20 protein-coding genes are annotated in these 17,559 nt (G+C 43.7%); 13 read left to right on the top strand and 7 right to left on the bottom strand.

Annotation, left to right across the window (positions count from 1 at the left end):
• The first annotated feature begins 94 nt into the window (after positions 1–94).
• The 3 genes from QEP08_RS02310 (at position 95) to QEP08_RS02320 (ending at position 3,067) form a co-directional block, all read left to right on the top strand.
• Positions 95–1,120, top strand: coding sequence for a sensor histidine kinase (locus QEP08_RS02310; protein ID WP_285055246.1), 1,026 nt, complete (start codon positions 95–97; stop codon positions 1,118–1,120).
• Entirely contained in the window at positions 1,110–1,820 is a 711-nt protein-coding gene (locus QEP08_RS02315) for a LytR/AlgR family response regulator transcription factor (protein WP_285055249.1), read from the top strand. Before QEP08_RS02310 ends, QEP08_RS02315 begins: the two co-directional genes overlap by 11 nt.
• 74 nt (positions 1,821–1,894) lie before the next feature.
• On the top strand, positions 1,895–3,067 hold the full coding sequence (locus QEP08_RS02320; protein WP_285055250.1) for an ATP-binding protein: 1,173 nt from the start codon (positions 1,895–1,897) through the stop codon (positions 3,065–3,067).
• 44 nt (positions 3,068–3,111) lie between these two features.
• Here the strand turns inward: QEP08_RS02320 and QEP08_RS02325 are convergent, their stop codons facing one another.
• The 3 genes from QEP08_RS02325 to QEP08_RS02335 all read right to left on the bottom strand — a co-directional run bounded on the left by QEP08_RS02325 (position 3,112) and on the right by QEP08_RS02335 (position 6,676).
• Complete coding sequence (locus QEP08_RS02325; RefSeq protein WP_285055253.1) at positions 3,112–5,496, bottom strand: ABC transporter permease; 2,385 nt, start codon at positions 5,494–5,496, stop codon at positions 3,112–3,114.
• Between the two features lie 146 nt (positions 5,497–5,642).
• Positions 5,643–6,086 (bottom strand): VOC family protein, encoded by a 444-nt coding sequence (locus QEP08_RS02330; protein ID WP_285055255.1) that lies wholly within the window; start codon positions 6,084–6,086, stop codon positions 5,643–5,645.
• Positions 6,087–6,172: 86 nt separating this feature from the next.
• Positions 6,173–6,676 (bottom strand): hypothetical protein, encoded by a 504-nt coding sequence (locus tag QEP08_RS02335; RefSeq protein ID WP_285055258.1) that lies wholly within the window; start codon positions 6,674–6,676, stop codon positions 6,173–6,175.
• A gap of 170 nt (positions 6,677–6,846) precedes the next feature.
• Between QEP08_RS02335 and QEP08_RS02340 the strand changes: the two genes are divergently transcribed.
• A complete protein-coding gene (locus QEP08_RS02340) occupies positions 6,847–7,326 on the top strand; it encodes a DUF6265 family protein (protein WP_285055261.1) in 480 nt (159 codons plus the stop codon).
• Here the strand turns inward: QEP08_RS02340 and QEP08_RS02345 are convergent.
• Entirely contained in the window at positions 7,307–7,963 is a 657-nt protein-coding gene (locus QEP08_RS02345) for a class I SAM-dependent methyltransferase (RefSeq protein WP_285055263.1), read from the bottom strand. The genes QEP08_RS02340 and QEP08_RS02345 overlap by 20 nt on opposite strands.
• A 140-nt stretch (positions 7,964–8,103) precedes the next feature.
• Between QEP08_RS02345 and QEP08_RS02350 the strand changes: the two genes are divergently transcribed.
• Complete coding sequence (locus tag QEP08_RS02350; protein ID WP_285055265.1) at positions 8,104–9,075, top strand: aldo/keto reductase; 972 nt, start codon at positions 8,104–8,106, stop codon at positions 9,073–9,075.
• A 43-nt stretch (positions 9,076–9,118) separates the two neighbouring features.
• Entirely contained in the window at positions 9,119–9,928 is an 810-nt protein-coding gene (locus QEP08_RS02355) for a helix-turn-helix domain-containing protein (RefSeq protein WP_285055270.1), read from the top strand.
• Positions 9,929–9,981: 53 nt separating this feature from the next.
• Here QEP08_RS02355 and QEP08_RS02360 read toward each other — a convergent pair whose 3' ends face one another.
• The gene (locus tag QEP08_RS02360) at positions 9,982–10,422 is read right to left on the bottom strand and encodes a hypothetical protein (RefSeq protein WP_285055271.1); all 441 of its coding nucleotides are present in this window, start codon (positions 10,420–10,422) and stop codon (positions 9,982–9,984) included.
• Positions 10,423–10,564: 142 nt separating this feature from the next.
• Between QEP08_RS02360 and QEP08_RS02365 the strand changes: the two genes are divergently transcribed.
• Positions 10,565–11,158, top strand: a complete 594-nt coding sequence (locus tag QEP08_RS02365) for a Crp/Fnr family transcriptional regulator (RefSeq protein WP_285055272.1) — start codon at positions 10,565–10,567, stop codon at positions 11,156–11,158.
• On the opposite strand, the gene QEP08_RS02370 is transcribed toward QEP08_RS02365, so the two are convergent.
• Both QEP08_RS02370 and QEP08_RS02375 read right to left on the bottom strand, forming a co-directional pair.
• On the bottom strand, positions 11,153–11,458 hold the full coding sequence (locus QEP08_RS02370; protein ID WP_285055274.1) for a hypothetical protein: 306 nt from the start codon (positions 11,456–11,458) through the stop codon (positions 11,153–11,155). The genes QEP08_RS02365 and QEP08_RS02370 overlap by 6 nt on opposite strands.
• A gap of 256 nt (positions 11,459–11,714) precedes the next feature.
• Positions 11,715–12,059: a hypothetical protein gene (locus tag QEP08_RS02375; protein WP_285055276.1), complete on the bottom strand. Its 345-nt coding sequence runs from the start codon at positions 12,057–12,059 to the stop codon at positions 11,715–11,717.
• 147 nt (positions 12,060–12,206) lie between these two features.
• On the opposite strand from QEP08_RS02375, the gene QEP08_RS02380 reads away from it, so the two are divergent.
• From QEP08_RS02380 to QEP08_RS02405, 6 genes are all read left to right on the top strand, one after another.
• A complete protein-coding gene (locus tag QEP08_RS02380; protein ID WP_285055277.1) occupies positions 12,207–13,040 on the top strand; it encodes a DMP19 family protein in 834 nt (277 codons plus the stop codon).
• Positions 13,041–13,207: 167 nt separating this feature from the next.
• The gene (locus QEP08_RS02385; protein ID WP_285055279.1) at positions 13,208–14,452 is read left to right on the top strand and encodes an IPT/TIG domain-containing protein; all 1,245 of its coding nucleotides are present in this window, start codon (positions 13,208–13,210) and stop codon (positions 14,450–14,452) included.
• Positions 14,453–14,637: 185 nt separating this feature from the next.
• On the top strand, positions 14,638–14,886 hold the full coding sequence (locus tag QEP08_RS02390) for a hypothetical protein (RefSeq protein ID WP_285055281.1): 249 nt from the start codon (positions 14,638–14,640) through the stop codon (positions 14,884–14,886).
• Positions 14,887–14,930: 44 nt separating this feature from the next.
• Positions 14,931–15,743: a toxin-antitoxin system YwqK family antitoxin gene (locus QEP08_RS02395; protein WP_285055283.1), complete on the top strand. Its 813-nt coding sequence runs from the start codon at positions 14,931–14,933 to the stop codon at positions 15,741–15,743.
• A 344-nt stretch (positions 15,744–16,087) separates the two neighbouring features.
• Positions 16,088–16,648, top strand: coding sequence for a hypothetical protein (locus tag QEP08_RS02400; RefSeq protein ID WP_285055286.1), 561 nt, complete (start codon positions 16,088–16,090; stop codon positions 16,646–16,648).
• Positions 16,648–17,550: a hypothetical protein gene (locus QEP08_RS02405; RefSeq protein ID WP_285055287.1), complete on the top strand. Its 903-nt coding sequence runs from the start codon at positions 16,648–16,650 to the stop codon at positions 17,548–17,550. Before QEP08_RS02400 ends, QEP08_RS02405 begins: the two co-directional genes overlap by 1 nt.
• The last annotated feature ends 9 nt before the right edge of the window (positions 17,551–17,559 follow it).

The following is a 17,559-nucleotide window of genomic DNA, read 5'->3' on the forward strand; positions in this document are numbered from 1 at the left end:
CCGGCAAAGAGCATAATCGTTGAACACGGGAATGTCCTCGACAAACATTGAAAAACAGGCATATGGCCGTTCGTTAAATAACGTAATTTTGGATATGAAGAAAAACCTCTGGCTTCTGTTTGGTACTTTTATTGTTTTTTACATTCTGGTTCACTTTATCGGGCATTTTCCAGGTTTACTTCGCGGAAAATGGACGCTCGTAGATGAACGCAGTTTAGCTGTACAGGTCTTGAGTATAACCTCAGGTCTCAGCATATCCTTCCTTTATGTATTGGCAACTTATGCCACGATGAATAAATATTACCCCAACAGGAAATATACGCGCCTGTCACTCCAGGTTGGCCTTATTGTAAGTATAGCTTTTATAGTTTGTTTTTTGACCAATTATGTAGCAACCGCAACACTATCACAGGATCCTGTAAGGTTAAGCCTCTTTTTTAGGAACAACATACTCATTTATATCCTGAATACCATTTTTGCAATGGTATTCTATTTCATCGGGTATACCCGTCAGAAGGAACTGGAGCAAAAAGAACTGGAGCTGCAGAACCGTACATCAGCGCTTTCATTCCTTCGCTCACAGGTCAACCCGCATTTCCTGTTCAACAACCTCAATACCATTTATTCCCTGGTCTATCATAAATCCGAACAGGCCTTACCAGCGATCTCCGGGCTTTCAGAACTGCTGCGATACATGCTTTACGACAACAGTGAAAAAATCGAACTGGAGCAGGAAATCAGCTACATCGAAAAATACATTTCCCTTCAGCAATTACGTTTCGAAAACCCGGTTGCCGTTAAAATGAAAGTAACCGGTAATGTAAAGGAAATGAAGATACCACCCTTATTGCTCATTCCCTTTGTAGAAAACGCCTTTAAACATGGAGCCGTATCAGAAAACAAAGAATGGCTCTGGATAGACATCAATATGACCGGCACTGAACTGATATTTTCCTGTACCAATACCAAAGCAAATAAACACAAGGATCTTACCGGAGGTATCGGAATAGACAATGTAAGGAAGAGACTTGAACTGCTTTTTAAAGAGCGGTACACATTAGATATCAGAGACCATGAAGATCAATTTACCGTTAAACTAGAGCTGAACAATGAAGAGTAGTAAAGCCCTGCGCTGTATCGTCCTCGATGACGAAATCCATGCCGTCAAACTGCTGGCAGATTATGTAATCCGTACGAATGGGCTGGAACTAGTATTACATACTACGGACCCGGCAGCAGCCATCAGTCTCATTCATGAGGGTAATATTGACCTGATCTTTCTGGATATTCAGATGCCGGATCTTACGGGCATCGAGGTGATGGCCATCATTCGCCAAACGCAGACAAAGGTAATTCTTACCACGGCCTATCCGGAATATGCTTTAAGTGGTTTTGAATACGATGCAATTGACTATTTGCTAAAACCCGTCACCTTTGAGCGTTTCCTGGTTGCAGTAAATAAAGCAAAAGAAAGAATCAGCGTTAAAGCTTCAGAGGCTCCCGAACCGGATCATATTTTTGTTAAAGTCGAACACCGCCTGCAGAAAATCTTATTTTCCTCCATCTTTTACATTGAAGGTCTGGGAGATTATATCTGCTTCCATGTTCTGGCAGGTAAAATACTTTCACTGGAACGCATGAAACACATTGAACTGATCCTTCCTCAGCCGCTGTTTTTAAGAATCCATAAATCTTACATCATCAATACCAGCCATATTGATTTTGTAGAACGGGGACGGATCATTATCAACAAAGAATACCTGCCAATAGGGGAGTCCTACAAAGAAAAAGTAAGACAGCAGCTGGGCTTGGGAAGTTAGAAAACTCCGGCAATCAACCTAGTAAATCCAAACTTTAAGTTTGGATTTACTAGGTTGATTGCCTATATTTGTTTATGATTAAGCGGAAACTGGAAGCGGAAATAAGACATAAACTAAATAGATCACCGGCAATAGCCATACTTGGGCCAAGGCAGGTGGGCAAAACCACGCTGGCCAAAAACTTAAAAGCGGAAGCTTCAGATTTCGTTTATCTGGATATGGAGAAACCGGAAGACCAGGCAAAGCTAAATGATGCTTACAGTTATTTAAGTTCACTTGAGCATACATTGGTCATTATTGACGAAATTCAATTAATGCCATCTTTATTCTCAGTTTTGCGTCCCCTGATCGATGCGAACAGAGTAGCAGGAAGATTTATATTACTAGGTTCAGCCTCCCCATTGTTGGTGAAGGGAGTTTCAGAATCACTTGCAGGCCGGATTTCTTATACAGAACTCACACCCATAGGCCTGGCAGAATTGCCAAATGATATCAGCTATATAACAGCGTGGTTCCGTGGCGGCTTTCCTGAGGCATTGCTTACAGCCGATGACGAAGACAGTAAAGAATGGCTTAGCGATTTTATCAGAAGTTATGTAGAGCGTGATCTTGCAATCCTTTTTGGAGTCAATCTCTCAGCGGTTACATTAAGAAACTTCTGGAGTATGCTGGCACACTCCAACGGAAATTTGCTTAATGCTGAAGTATTTGCACGTTCACTCGGTGTTAGTGCTACTACTGTCATGAAATATCTGGATTTTTTAGAGGGAGGTTATATGGTAAGACGTCTTCAGCCCTGGTTTGTAAATGCCAAAAAGAGACTTGTAAAGTCTCCCAAAACTTATATCAGGGACACGGGGATCTTGCACCGGTTATTAAATATACCATCATATGACTCTTTACTTGGTCATCCGGTAGCAGGCAGTTCATGGGAAGGCTACGTCATAGAGCAAGTCTACCAGAATAAACCAGCTCATCTGGACCTATTTTTTTACCGCACCCAAGCCGGTGCGGAATGTGACCTGGTTTTGGTTGAAGGCATTACACCAGTTATTTGCATTGAGATCAAGCTGTCAAATGTGCCTGCTGTTTCAAAGGGATTTTTGAACTGCATCGAAGACCTCTTACCAAAACATAGCTATATCATCGTTCCGGAAAGTGAGACATTCACAACTACACACGGTATAACAGTAACGGGCTTAAATGATTTCCTGACTACTCTTCCGGATTTTTCCACTAACGAATAGTTCACCAGCGGCGGTAAGATAGACCTTCAACCCTTCTGAAGGCTTTACTGCGACCTTAGACTCTTTGCCGGGTTCATCATCGCCGCCTTTACAGACCTGTAGCCAACCGTCATCACCGCCACGGTCATATTTACCAGGATGGCCAGCACGAAAATCCCGGCACCTATGCTGATGCGGTAAGGAAAATTCTGCAGCCAGTTGTTCATCACCCACCAGCCCAGCGGGGCGGCCACAACAAAAGCAATCAACAGCAACCTGGTAAACTCCCTGCCAAACAACCAGACAATACTCTGCACACTGGCACCCAATACCTTACGCACACCCACTTCTCTGGTCTTCTGAGCAGCCATAAACGATATCAGACCATATAAGCCAAGACAGCCGATCACAATGGCAATACCAGCAAAAACCTGTATCAGATTCAGTATCACACGGTCCCGCTCATAAAACCTAGCAATACGGTCATCCAGGAAATCATACTTATATACATTATCAGAGAACACTTTTGCCCACACGTCCTTCATCGCAGCAAGCGTAGCCTGCATGTTAGCCGTATTCATTTTAACCGCACAATTGCCATAATTATCGCGCAAAGTCGTTATGTAAAGCGCATCAATGCCCTGGTGGAAAGACTTGTTGTGGAAATCTTTTACCACACCAACCACAGTCCCCTTATATCCGTTGATGACCGCAGTTTTGCCGAGGACATCATTATAACTCTTTATGCCCAGCTTTTTAACGGTAGTTTCGTTAAAAACAAACTCGCGGACCGTATCCGAAGGAACCAGATTACGTCCCGCAACGAATTGCAAACCAAACATAGAAGCATACTGCGCATCTCCCGCCTTAGTCGATATTGAAAATTCTTCGGCCTCCGGACGTGAATCAAACCGGACTTTAGTCCCTGGTGCAAACTCAGAAGCTGGCGCATCACCACAAAACGTCAGGTTTTCCACCCCGTTTATTCCGGAAAGCCCCGTTTTGAGCGCACTGAGTTTAGCTAGCTCATTATTCGGAACCGGAAGCATGACTACAGCATCCTTACGGAAACCCATATCAGCCTCCCTTGAATACCGCACCTGACCAGCCACCACAAGGGTACCAATGATCAGCAACTGGCAAATCGCAAACTGCGTGATCACCAGCCCCCTCCTCATAGAAATGCCGCCCGCATCCTTTTGAGACAATTTTCCCTTTAAGGCAAGCACAGGCTGCAAACCAGCCAGGATCAATGCCGGATAAGAACCCGAAAGAACGATCATCACCAACAACAATACCAGCAGAAACGCAAACATACGTACATCGCTGAACAGATGAAGTTCCACCTGCACATCAAAAAGCTGGTTTACATAAGGCAAACTCAATTCGGCCAGGATCAGCGCAAAAACCATGGCCAGTACAGTAATGGCAGCAGTTTCGACCATGAACTGCCAGAATAGCTGCCAGCGTTGCACACCCAGCACCTTCTTTATCCCAATTTCAACAGAACGCTTCAGTGCCTGCGCGGTAGCCAGGTTGATGAAATTCACACAAGCCGTAACGACCAGGAAAAGCCCGATAAACGACAAGGCCCAGAGATTCCTTTTCTCAACCGGGCCGTGAAGCTTGGGATTAAAATGGATGTCGGAAAGCGGTTGTGCCCTGAACTGAAAATACTTAGCATCCTTCGCGTTGTAATGACTGTTGGACATCGCAATCAGCGTTTCCTTTATCCTTGCCGGTGTTACCCCCGGTTTAGCCAGCATAAAAACCTGCAAGTTCCGGTTTACACTAAACCACCAGTCCTTTTCAACCATCCAGGGACTATGCACTTTCAGGTGTTCAAAAGGCACATAGATTTCCTCAGGCCGGTCCGTATTTACCGGCAGGTTTCTGAGAATCCCTGTCACGGTCACGCTAAAAATATTGTCTATGCGAAAAGACTTACCGATGGGATCAGCCTCTCCGAAATATTTTTTGGCAATACGTTCTGTGATGAGCGCAGTATTGGGTGTCCGCAAAGCAGATTTCTGATTTCCACGCAGCAAAGGTAAATCCAGGATAGCAAGGAAGTCGGGTTCGGCAAACGCAACGCTTTCCTCAAATTTTTCCCGGGTACCTTTGGCTGATGGAAAGGATATCACCCTGTCAGAAAGTGCCGCTACATTGGCCACCTTCTCAGCAATAGGATAGTCGTTGCGGAAGGTTTCAGCAAGAGGTGAGGTTACACCAGTGCTATAAGTAAGCTCTTCTCCGTGAAATTCCGTCGTCACCCGGTAAATCCGGTCAGCTTTAGAATGATAAGCATCAAAGCTCAGGTGATAACTGACCAATGCGAATATAAGCACCGCAGAAGCAATCCCCAGCGCCAGTCCGAGCACATTGGTCAGTGTATATGATTTATTGCGTTTAAGGTTCCGAAACGCGATCTTGAAGTAATTTTTCAGCATAACATAAGTTTTTAACCGGAACCAGTCTTGCAACAACATGGCCACAAGGCCAAACTGCTTTTTTTAACTGTACGGGCGGTTTTACTGAAAACTACTTGTGCGGATATGAACACCTACTGTCCGAAAACAGACAACCCCGGGTTAGATTACTTATTTTGGTTTTCGTTGCCGGGATTATAACTGATCATCCAGCAAACGCCAAATTTATCTTTAAAACTACCAAAATAATCACCCCAGAACTGGTCTTCCATAGGCATTTCCACTTCGCCGCCTTCTGAAAGACCATTAAATAAGCGATCGGCTTCTTCCTTACTCTCAGGGCTGATGCAAATGTAATTGTTGTTGCCGACTATCAGTTTGTGACCCGCAGAAGGCATGATGTCTGAAGCCATCAGGAGATCACCGCCTGTGATGGGCAAGGCGACATGCATTACCCTGTTTTTTTCCGATTCAGGGACATTTTCAGCGCCGGGCATTCCGCCCATTTTCATGATACCTCCCCTAAATTCGCCACCGAATATGGATTTGTAAAAGTTGAATGCTTCTTCGGCATTGCCGTCAAAGTTCAGATAAGGATTCAATTTTGCCATAATTGTAATTTTAAAGTTATTGACTATAAACTAACAACTGAAAGCTAAAAAAATAAAAAATAATTGAATATTTTTTTCTTGTGAAATCAGTGCGATGCCGAATTGAAAACTCCATTGTTGTCAATTGAGGTATCTTGTTTCACAGAGCCGTTTGCGACATGGACAATATAACTGCTTGGGTCATCACCAATGATCTTGGTCAGGTCAAGAGCAATAGTGATCCTCTGGTCGGGATTGCAATTTTCCCCGGCCTCATTTACCAATACCAGTCTGATCTGGGCTGGATACGACAATAAGGCGACACCGTCCCACACCGCTTTAAATTTCTCTTTTACACAACCCCCTTTTACTTCAACATTTAAAGTGGAGCCTGTTCTGGTGATGTTTTCAATGCTGAAAGTTTGTCCGTTGCCAGATTCACGTTTCGATAGGAGTTCCGTGAATTGCCGTTGACTTTTTAAAAGGTTCGCAGCTAAAACTTTGTCTTCACCGCCATCAGGTTTTGATTTTTTGCAGGCCGAGAACGTCAGCAGGGACACGACAATAACTGCCTGAAATACAGACTTAAGTATTTGTAATTGACTTTTCATACGTTGTTTATTTTTGGTTTTTTTATCGCTAAAACGGTATTGATTACCGAAGCGCTACAGCACCAATGCGTTATTATTTTTATATTTCCGGAAGAATACTTCAAAGAAACAACCTTCTCATGAAATTCACCAGGATATCACCACCGTCGTAACTTTGAAAGAAAAACAGTATGAAAATTCAACAACTCCCCCTCATCATTACCGCCTTAGTCATCATGGGTTTTGGTAATGCAGCCTGCGGACAGGAAAGTGCCGTACAAAAATTTAAAAAGCTCGAATGGCTGGCCGGCAACTGGCAGCGTACAAATTCCAAACCCGGACAATCAGGTTACGAAAACTGGTCTAAAGTCTCCGGGACCAAACTTACCGGGAAAGGCGTAACCCTTAAAGGTAAGGAAACCGTTTTTGTAGAGCAGCTGGAACTCAGCATCAAAGGAGACGATATCTTTTATACCGTGGTGGTTACCGGCGAACCAAAACCTATTCAGTTCAAGCTGACAGCCATCAGCAAAAACGCTTTCGTATGCGAAAACCCGGAACACGACTTTCCGAAAAAGATCGCTTACACCAGGAATGGAAACACAGCAAAGGCAGTAGTTTCCGGCAACGGGCAAACCCTGAATTATGAATTTACCCGGCAGCAGCAGTGACTTTTCCGATCAATACCAGATCGGTAAGCATCACACCGTCCCTGTCAGGAGAACTAAAATGATTTGAACTGATCACCTCAAAGTTATTGTCCAGAAGGGCCCGGGTCAAATCATCTTCCCGGTGATAATTTACATACACCTGATCACCGGAGCTTGATGTCTGAAATCTCGATTTGGTGATCTCATCCTCGATCATAGTGCTCAGATAAAATATGCCGCCGGGAATCAATAAACCCGAAACATCAGCGATTAATCGCCTCGTTTCCTCCAGCGTCAGGTAAGGCAGGCAGAAGCCGCAGGTGATGCCATCAAATCTCTGTTTGATGGTACCGATTTCACGGCAGTCCATCAGTTGAAACCAGGCAGACGGATTGTTGATCCGGGCAAGATCCAGCATATTAGGAGAGAGGTCAATTCCCAATATTTTGTAGGCAGGCTTCCTGTCCAGTAAGTACTTGATGATATTTCCCGGGCCGCAGGCAATATCCAAAATCGCGGCATCATCACCGGTCAGGTGGTCACAGAAGAAATCGAATGTGCCGGCAAACAAACTGACATCCATAGACCTGTCCTGATATATTTTCGCTGATTTATCAAACGCCTCAGCTGCCTGTACTACTTTCATCTTCTCATCCATGACTAAATATAAACATTTACATAGAAACCACAGCTTTAAAACAGAGAGAACTGAGCTGTTCAGACAAGTAAATTGAGCCGTTCAGGAAAAGGGCGCCGGGCTGCAGTACCGACCTTTGTTTCTATCAGATACAATCAAAAATGGAACAGATCAAAAAAATAAACCTTGGCAGCAACGGCCCGCTGGTATCTAAACTGGGGTTGGGCTGCATGCGCATGTCATCCGTTTGGGGAGGTCAGGCCAATGACGAAAACGAAAGCATCGCTACCATTCATGCCGCATTGGATAATGGCATCAACTTCCTGAATACAGGAGACTTTTACGGGAGCGGGCACAACGAACTGCTGGTTGGCAAAGCCATCAAAGACAGAAGGGACCAGGCCTTCATCAGTGTCAAATTCGGCGCCATCTTTTACAACGGCCAGTGGCTCGGGCTGGACCTGAGGCCGATGGCCATTAAAAACTTTATCAACTATTCCCTCGTCCGACTCGGCATCGATACCATTGACCTTTACCAGCCCTGCAGAATGGACAACAGCGTGCCTGTCGAAGACATCATCGGAACAGTAGCCGACCTGATCAAAGAAGGCAAAGTGCGCCACCTTGGCGTCTCTGAAATCACAGCAGAGCAGTTACGCCAGGCCAACAGCGTACATCCGGTAACCGCTTTGGAAATCGGGTATTCCTTGGCCGATCGCCAGATAGAAAGCGACCTGCTCCCCACAGCAAAAGAACTGGGGATCGATGTAGTGGCCTTTGCCAATACCGCCGAAGGCCTGCTTACCGGTGAGATGACAGCGCCGCTCCCGGCTGGCAGCTACCACAACCACTTCACGCGCTTTCAGGGCGAGAACCTGGTCAGGAACCTCGAAAAAGTCGAAGTACTGAAAACCATGGCAAAAGAAAAAGGAAGCACACCAGCGCAACTGGCAATCGCCTGGGTCAATGCACAAGGTGATCACATTATGCCATTGGTCAGCATGAGCCGCAGGTCAAGGCTGCCAGAAAATATCCATGCCATGGAGATCCGCTTCAGCCTGGAAGAAATGAATACCCTGAACACCCAATTTTCCCCGGGTGCCATACTAGGCGGGACTTACCTGCAACGATAACGGCTTGGGCTGCAAAGCCCGGCCTATTTTATATCTTTATGCCATGACCAACCCAACCGAAATCATTCCCGGAATCGTCTTTTACTCCTATTTCTCCGCCCGGAGAAAAGAGAAAGTGGGATTTTTTGAGCACAGTACCCTGGTATTACAGGTCTCGGGACAGTTCAGTATGGAAACCGCCAGTGAAAAAATTTCGATGAAAGGTGGCCAGATGCTGCTGATCAGAAAAAACCAGCTGGGCGAAATTACCAAGACACCGCTGGAGCATGAGCATTACGAAACCGTTATCATTTGCCTCAAAGAAGACCTGCTTAGGCAATACGCACTGGAAGAACAAATAGAACCAGGGCAAAAATACACCGGCCCGGCCAACGTCCTTATTCCGGAAACTGATTTTCTGAAAGGCTTTTTCCAGTCCATCATACCCTATGTCCGTCATTCAGAAGCGCAGATCACCAGGGATCTGGGTATGCTGAAAGTGAGAGAAGCGGTGCAGCTTCTGCTTCATGCCATGCCCGAACTCAGGGATTTTCTGTTTGATTTCTCGGAGCCCTATAAGATGGACCTGGAAAAATTCATGCTCAATAACTTTCATTTCAATGTACCCGTTGAGAAATTTGCGCAGCTCACCGGACGAAGCCTTGCCGGCTTCAAGCGTGACTTCCAAAAAATATTCGGGATGTCTCCGCGGCACTGGCTCCAGGAAAAACGGCTGACAGAAGCGCGCCATCTCATAGAAAACAAGAACAGGAAACCATCCGCAATCTACCTCGATCTCGGATTTGAAAGCCTCTCACACTTCTCGCATTCCTTCAAGAAAAAATTTGGCAAGGCGCCGACAGCCTGGGGGTAATTTTAAAAACCCGCTTTGTTAATTTTCCTTTGTTGTACATATTGGTAAACCGATTATGCGATAAACAGCACGAGTATGACCAGCAAAATTTTACCGATCAACGGATCTGTGGGGCCGCTTGCCAGGGGTGCACCAACCGGCACACGGGTAAGGGTTTCGTTTACCGTAGGGATCATAGAGAGAAAAAAGCTGAACGAAAGGAAAAAGTTTTCAAAATAACGCGCCCTATTGCTCTCTGCCTTTCTCTTATGGAGAAGGAATGCGCAAATCACAAGTACCAGTACCAGCAATGACAAAATATGTCCGGGGTTAAAACCCCCATGTTTACTCAGGCCCAAGGCAGTTAATGAAGTAATGACAGTCCCGTAAAAGTACGTGCTTCCGCTTTTACCCGCCAGATTTATTCTTCCATACTTTAAATAAGATGCTAAAGCTGCAATGATGGCAATGATACCGACCACGGTATGAAAAATGCCTAAATTTGATAGTCCCATTTTGAATTGTTTTTTTTCCAAATCTCCGGGTAATCGAAATGTATTTTTTTCACTTAAGTTAAAATATCCCGAAATATTATTACCTAATTTGAGTCCGGATGATCAGTAACAGCAGGATGCACTTATATCATTTACAAGGACGATGATGACTAAAAATGAAATTATAGCAAACCATCTGCGGAAATTCGCCGCTTTGACAGATAAAGACATCACCGAGGGCCAGGACTTATGGAAACCACGGAAGATCAATAAAGGTGATTTTTTTAATATGCAGAGTATGGTCTGCAACGACCTCGGATTAGTTGTAAAAGGAATCTTCCGCATCTACTACCGTGATCCCAAAACAGAAACCGACAAAAATATCTTCTTCTTTTCTGAGAATCAGTTCGTCGTTTCTTTCAGAAGTTTTATCTCTCAAAATCCCTGCTGGTACTTCATAGAAGCAATGGAAGATGCGGAGATTGTCTTTATTTCCCATAAAGACCTCAACAGTCTTTACGAAACGAATAGCAACTGGCTGAAGTTCGGCAGACTGCTGGCAGAATTGTTTTTCGGCTATGCACAGACACGGGCAGAAGAATTTATGTTTTTCTCACATGAAGAACGTTACCTGAGATTGCTCGAAGAACACCCGAATATCATTGAGCGCATTCCCGCTTATCACATCTCCTCTTTTTTAGGCATCACCAATCCATCATTGAGCAGGATCAGAAAACGTTTAAAAAACTCCTCATAAACTTTTATTGATTTCCTTCAGCATTGCTTTCAAATCGTCAACAAAGGCCTGAAGATGTAAAGGATCATGTCCGGTCTGCAATAATACCAGCTTAGCAGATTCAGCAAGTCGTACCGAATCCGCACTTTGAAATTTACCCAAAAGATACGCAGTCCTGACCTGAAACAAAGGCCCGTTCCTGTCTTTCCATACCGCATAACAATCACGCAGTATTTCGACTTTTTCGGCCGTCCAGTCCTGATCATAATATCTTAGTGCAGCTTCCACAGCAGGGGCCGGGTCTTCGATTTTGGGATCCATGGAAACTGACCTTTGTCCGGTCCCTATGAATGATAGCCCGAATCGCCGCTTTTTAAACTTGGCTCCAGTGACAGTCCTGAAAAGTTTTTTGATGTCGAGCGCCATGAGAGGTATGATAAATTCTTTGCACTAAGGTAGAAAAAAACGGTTGCTTCTAGAAAAATGCAACGCTTTATTTAACATAATATCATAAAGCCTTCCTAAAAATCACATGCTGCGGGCATATCCAGGAAAAGATCATAACTGAGTTGCCCGATTATGGGCTTATGGTTTCAATTCCGTGCTCATCCGTTTTGCTTTCCCCGCCCTCATTCTCCGATATTTCCGGCTCATCCTTTTCTTCTTCTTTTATTTCCGGGTTATCCTTCGGTTCTATGTCATCAGCATTGTCACCAGCACCTACACGTTCCTGATTAGGTTCAGTAGAAGTTTTTGCTGGCTTAGCAGGAGCCTCCGCTGGCTCTTTGGAACTATCAGCCGGGGCCTCTTCCTTTTCCGTACTTGGAATCACTGTTTCTATTTCAGCACCAGGATCAGCATTGGGTGCGGGGTGTGTATTTTCCTGTTCCAGGTCTTTGTTTTTATCATTTGAGTTTTCCATTTCAGTAGGTTTTGTTTTAGATCAACAGATCAAAACCCTACATGTTTGCATGAATTATAACTTCTATGAGTTAAAATTTTAATTCGATGTAGTTGTTATTGCTAACTATTATCTCAATATTTAAAGAACTATAAATAACGCTTCATTATGTTCAAAAATCCTTTTTCCTTTAACGGTCGAATACGCTGGCTGGAGTACGGGTTGAGTAATCTGATATTTTTTGTGCCATATATTCTAATTGGGCCTTATATAGAATCTGGGACAGCAATGGAACAGGCAGTGATGCTGATTCTGTATATCCCTCTTTCGTGGTTCATTTTTGCCCAGGGCGCCAAGCGCTGTCATGATAAAGGAGTGAATGGTTGGTGGCAGTTATTGCCATTTTATAGTTTGGTGTTGCTATTTTATAGAGGTGACGAAGGCGCAAATGAGTATGGCCCGGATCCTAAAGGAAAATACGCTCAGGTTGAGGGCGAGATTAAAGAACCTGAACTCATCACCCCAAGTGAAAAACCTCCATTTCATATGAAAAACCTAAGCCAGCTTCTTGATGCAGAAGACCAGAACGGCAGTGTCATTGAAATTGACAACTTCATTAATTCGTGCCAGTACGGAGAAAACTTTGAGAGGCTATCTGTGCCTCAAAAGAATTTTTTATTCAATCAGAATCTGGAGCGGGAAGTAAATAACGGGGGGTTCTGGCAGTTTTTTGTCAACTCCAGCGGAGAATACGCTCATGAAACAGTTCATTCATTACAGGAGATCGGAGCAATTAAAACTGCGGATATCGTTCAAAAAGCAATTGACCGGTTTCCAGTTTCCAAGGTTCCGAAAGACTGGGCAGAACGGAACAAGCTTGTAGAGGATATTGATCCTGAAAAAGAACTATGGGGCGACCTTGATAAAGAATTTTTTGAATACCAGGAGGATTTGAATGCATTGAATATGGGATTTGTAGCAAAGCACAAAGACTCATTTTAAAAGGACGCGAAGCGTATCGATATGGCAAAAAAAAAACCGTCATATCACCATCAATCCAGGTTTTTGTTGCTTAATTTAAGAGACAGGACTCATTTAAAATTTTTCGAATTATAATGAAGATTTAAAAGAAAAATATATCTTGCACAAATCAAAAATTAAAGTCTCTCATGATTCAGAATCTTTTTTCTGCTGTTTACAGAATACACAGATTGGCGTACGGGTTGTCGTTCATTATAGTCATTACCCTATTGGTATTTTCAGGTTGTTCAAAAGGTAAAACTCCGGACCCCGATCCCGTAACCGTACCCGAACAAAAACCTGAACCAGAGGAGGCGACAGTCAAAGCTGAAACCATAAGCTTATCTTTTATAACCCCTATTGCTGTAGAGATCAGGGGAAAAATCATCAATGAAGGCAAGAAAACGATTTTAGATCGTGGATTCGTTATTGCTTTTGGCACCAATACCGGCCATAAAGTATACGTTAAACCTGACCCGGCCTCAGATTTATTTGAAGTAAAGATCGATAACTTTCATCTTCCCCTTGTGGATGGAGTCCTGCTTCCTGCGGTGGCCATAGCCTTTGTCACTGACGAAAAGGGGACACACTATGGAAACGCACTTTCACTCGAAATAGGGGGGATGGCCAGTAAAATCCAGCAAACAGGTGGTAAAACAGGTGACATCATTACCCTTGCCGGAAACTACCTGGATATGAAGAAGGAAGACACTAAGGTTCAGTTTGGACAAGTAGACGCCCAAGTCATTTCAGTGACAGATAAAGCCATTACTGCGGCAGTACCCCGGGGGATCAACGCTATCCATGGCGACCCAATGGATGTAACGCTGGTGTGGCGTGGACAGCATCAATTGGTGGCCAGGTCTTTCTTTATCTGGGCGAATATAAAAGATGCCCAGCCAAGGACAGGCCCCTTAGGTACAGTTGTCCGGTTTACCGGTGACAACCTGCCCCTCGAAAATGCATCAACTGCCCTGAAGGTATCATTTGGTGGTGTTCCTGTTATAGCGGATTACGACACAGAGTATTTCTTCCGTGTCCCGTCAGAATTATCGAAGGATAAGGTCAAACTTTCTTACCAACAGGGACCTCAAAGCGTCGAATTGCCTTTCGAATTTACAGTAACGCCTCCTGTGATTAAATCCATAAGCCCAAACCCGGCATCTAAAACCGATCCTATCACCCTAAAAATGGAAAACTCACTGCCCCACTGGGAAGGCGAAAAAGATGCCATAGTAGATGTTGGAGGTTTCAAAACCACCGCACGGGCCAATGAACAGGGAGACCTGGTATTTCTACCCTTCAGGGCCTTTCCAACTGGTCAAAACTATACGGTTACCATCACGGTTGGACCGCATACGCTTACAGCTCCTCAGCCACTGGTGTATAAGTAGATTTAGTCATACGCTTGCTATACTTATTTCTTCTTGCCTTTATCCCAGCGATCCCGGAAGCACAAGGAAATCTATCCTCTCTAAAACAGGATGTTGATCGCTATGCCGAGGCTGACCCATGAACTGGAACGCTACGATGTGTTTTACCTTCAACCCAATAGATACTTCCATGCAGACAAAATTACATGGTTTATACGCTCTTTCCGAAATTATATACTCAGCAGCAGTTTAATGCAGATATTTCAGGTATTTATGATTTTGAGCCGCGTAAGAATTTACATGTGTTGTCAAAGGATGAGAAATCCCGGGTTTTGGTGATTCATAAGGACAATTGGCTGGACATAGAGATCTTGTATTACTATACAGCCGAAACTGAACCTTATCTTGAAGATGTAATGAACGAAACGAGGCGGATGCTGAAGTTTAGGTATTGAATTTAAAAAATAAATATTTGTAGATTTAATTGAAATTAGCGCTTATGTTTAAAAATCCTTTTGCTTTTGGTGCGAGAATTCTGTTTGCAGTTATTCTCGTTTTTGTTGGTTTAGCTGTTAGTAGCCAAGAGGTTCAGAAACTGGACTTCTGCAATTGCATAGATAAAATTGATCAAACCAGTCCTAGCCTGAACGGAAAGTTTCAGCGCGAGTGTGATGGCAAATTGAATGAAACCGGTGCATTTGAAGCAGGTGTCAAAGTTGGAGAGTGGGTTACCTACAGCAAAAAGGGTACGGTGATCAAGAAAGTGAATTACAGCAAGGGAAAGCTCAGTGGCCCTGTCGAGTTATTCTATTTTAATGGAAAGCCCAAATTAAGGGCGTCATTTGAGGATGGAAAACCTGCGGCCGAGTGGACCTACTATACCAGCAATGGTAAAGTTCTGATCAGTGGAAAATACGATAACGGTAAACCCATTGACCTCTGGACCATATACAAAGGCAGCAAAAGTGTGGTTCAATACGATTTCAATAACTCAAAGTACATTGTAAAATCCCAGCCTGATACCCGTAGTTCCGGGAGTTTCATGAGAAATGACAATACCGGAGAATATTTCTTCTTTTATTTTTCTACTGAAGGTCCGGTGGAGGAGACGGCCCCATTGGGTGGGCAAAAGTTTGCGATCAGCCTTCTTCAGGATTTGTATGAAATTCCGCTCGACTATTGGGATACTTTTATCCAATACGAATATCTGGCAGCGGTGTCTATTGCCAAGACGCATCAGGCCAACTTTTCCATTAGTCGAACTGATAAGGAATACAGTATAAACAATGAAATTGTTATCCATTTATTATAAAGACAAACCCTGATTCAAAGATTAAGAAAGTGGATCATACGGAATTGTCCAGAAAGCTACTGGACATGAAGATTGAAGAAACTTTCAGTTTCTTACCTCCATGGGTTTTCAGCGGACAATCAGAAGTTAAAATACGCCTGCCTTATGTTGTAAACCGCATAAACCGCCAGGCTGATTTAGACAAGCCCAAGGAGAGGGAATACAATTGAGGAATGTATTTTATATAAAGAATTGTTAATTTAGAGGCAACGCTTATCGTAATGACATTAAAATCCAATTTCTTCCGGGCCTGTTTGTTCGTTTTTGCCTGGGGCCTTCTGTGCAGCCAAAAGCTATACGCCCAAATGGACTACATTACCAGGGTGGAGAAAGCCTGCAAATGTCCGGAGTTTAATAAAACACAAAGCTTTTATAAGCTGCTGCCCATCGGCAAATCACCAAATGAAATTGAAATAAGGCTGGTCAGTCACGGTATGACCGGCCCAAATTATTCGATCATTAGTTTTGACAAGGGAAAGTACGCTGCGGTATATTATGCGACCAGGTATTTTACACAGCGTCCGAGCAAACTAAAATTAAGCCCATATAACCGTTTTGAAATTAAGAATAAAAGACTGGATACGGTCATGGGCAAATTGCTTAAACTAAAGGTTTCCGAATGGAAAGATCCGGGATTCAGGATCACTAATATTGCTGATCTCGGTGTTATGGATATCCATTTCAAGATAAACCAGGATACAGGCAGTTACAGTTTTCAGTCACCAGAAGCATTGCTGCGGGCCCATCCGGATGTTGAAACCTATCAAAATCTCAACAAGATTGTAAACCTTTTTTATTCGATCACCAAGGATGCCCGTTATAAAGACGCCAGAAAAAGGGGGTACAGGGGGAAAAAATATCAGTGATGATGTCAAAACCAGCAAAAGTGAAATTAGCCATTATACTGGTGTTGTGCACGTTGTCGGTGGCCGCTCAGGTACCAGCGAAAACACAATCAGAAGCGGAACAATTTTCTTCTAAATACGGTAAGCCAATCGCATCGGCAAGCCAATTGAAGGACTCTGTTTCCAGTATTTCAAAAGTCCCCGCTACCTTTCGTTTCAATCCTTATTATCAAAAATACCTTAACGCAGTCGGATTACCCATTATCGGTTCCTCAAACGTCAGCGACAAAGCCTTCTACAAGACCAGGGAAATCGTACTTATGATGCTCAGGAAATCGCCCGCTATAAAAGCAAAAATGATCGAAAATAATGTCCGGATCGCCATAATCGGAAAATACGAACAGCTCACTGATTTGCCGGAATATAATAATATGGACAAATGGATCAATCAAAGAGCAAGGGGTCTTGGAGGTTTGATAGATTTCCCGCTGACAAGTTGTGCAGAGGAAAACGTTTTGGGTTTGAGCCCCGATCGCTATAACGGAGAAGACATACTGATCCACGAGTTTGCACATACCATACACATGATGGGAATTTCGCTTGTAGACAAAGATTTCAATGGTCAGCTTAATTCCTGCTACGACAATGCACTTGCTCAGGGATTATGGAAAAACACGTATGCAATATCCAGCGTAGGTGAATATTTTGCAAAAGGTGTTCAAAGCTGGTTCAATGTTAACAAAGATGTACTAACAGCCAATGGAATTGATAATGAAATTGACACAAATGCAGAGCTCAAATTATATGATCCCAGTCTCTACAAACTGATCAGCAAATATTTCAACAACGAGCAACAGAACAGCAGCATTCATTTTGAGAAAAAAATAAATAGAAAATGGATGCCATGGGATGCACGGCAATAAACAGAAAAA

This window comes from Pedobacter ginsengisoli (assembly GCF_030244015.1).
GTDB classification, from domain to species: domain Bacteria; phylum Bacteroidota; class Bacteroidia; order Sphingobacteriales; family Sphingobacteriaceae; genus Pedobacter; species Pedobacter ginsengisoli.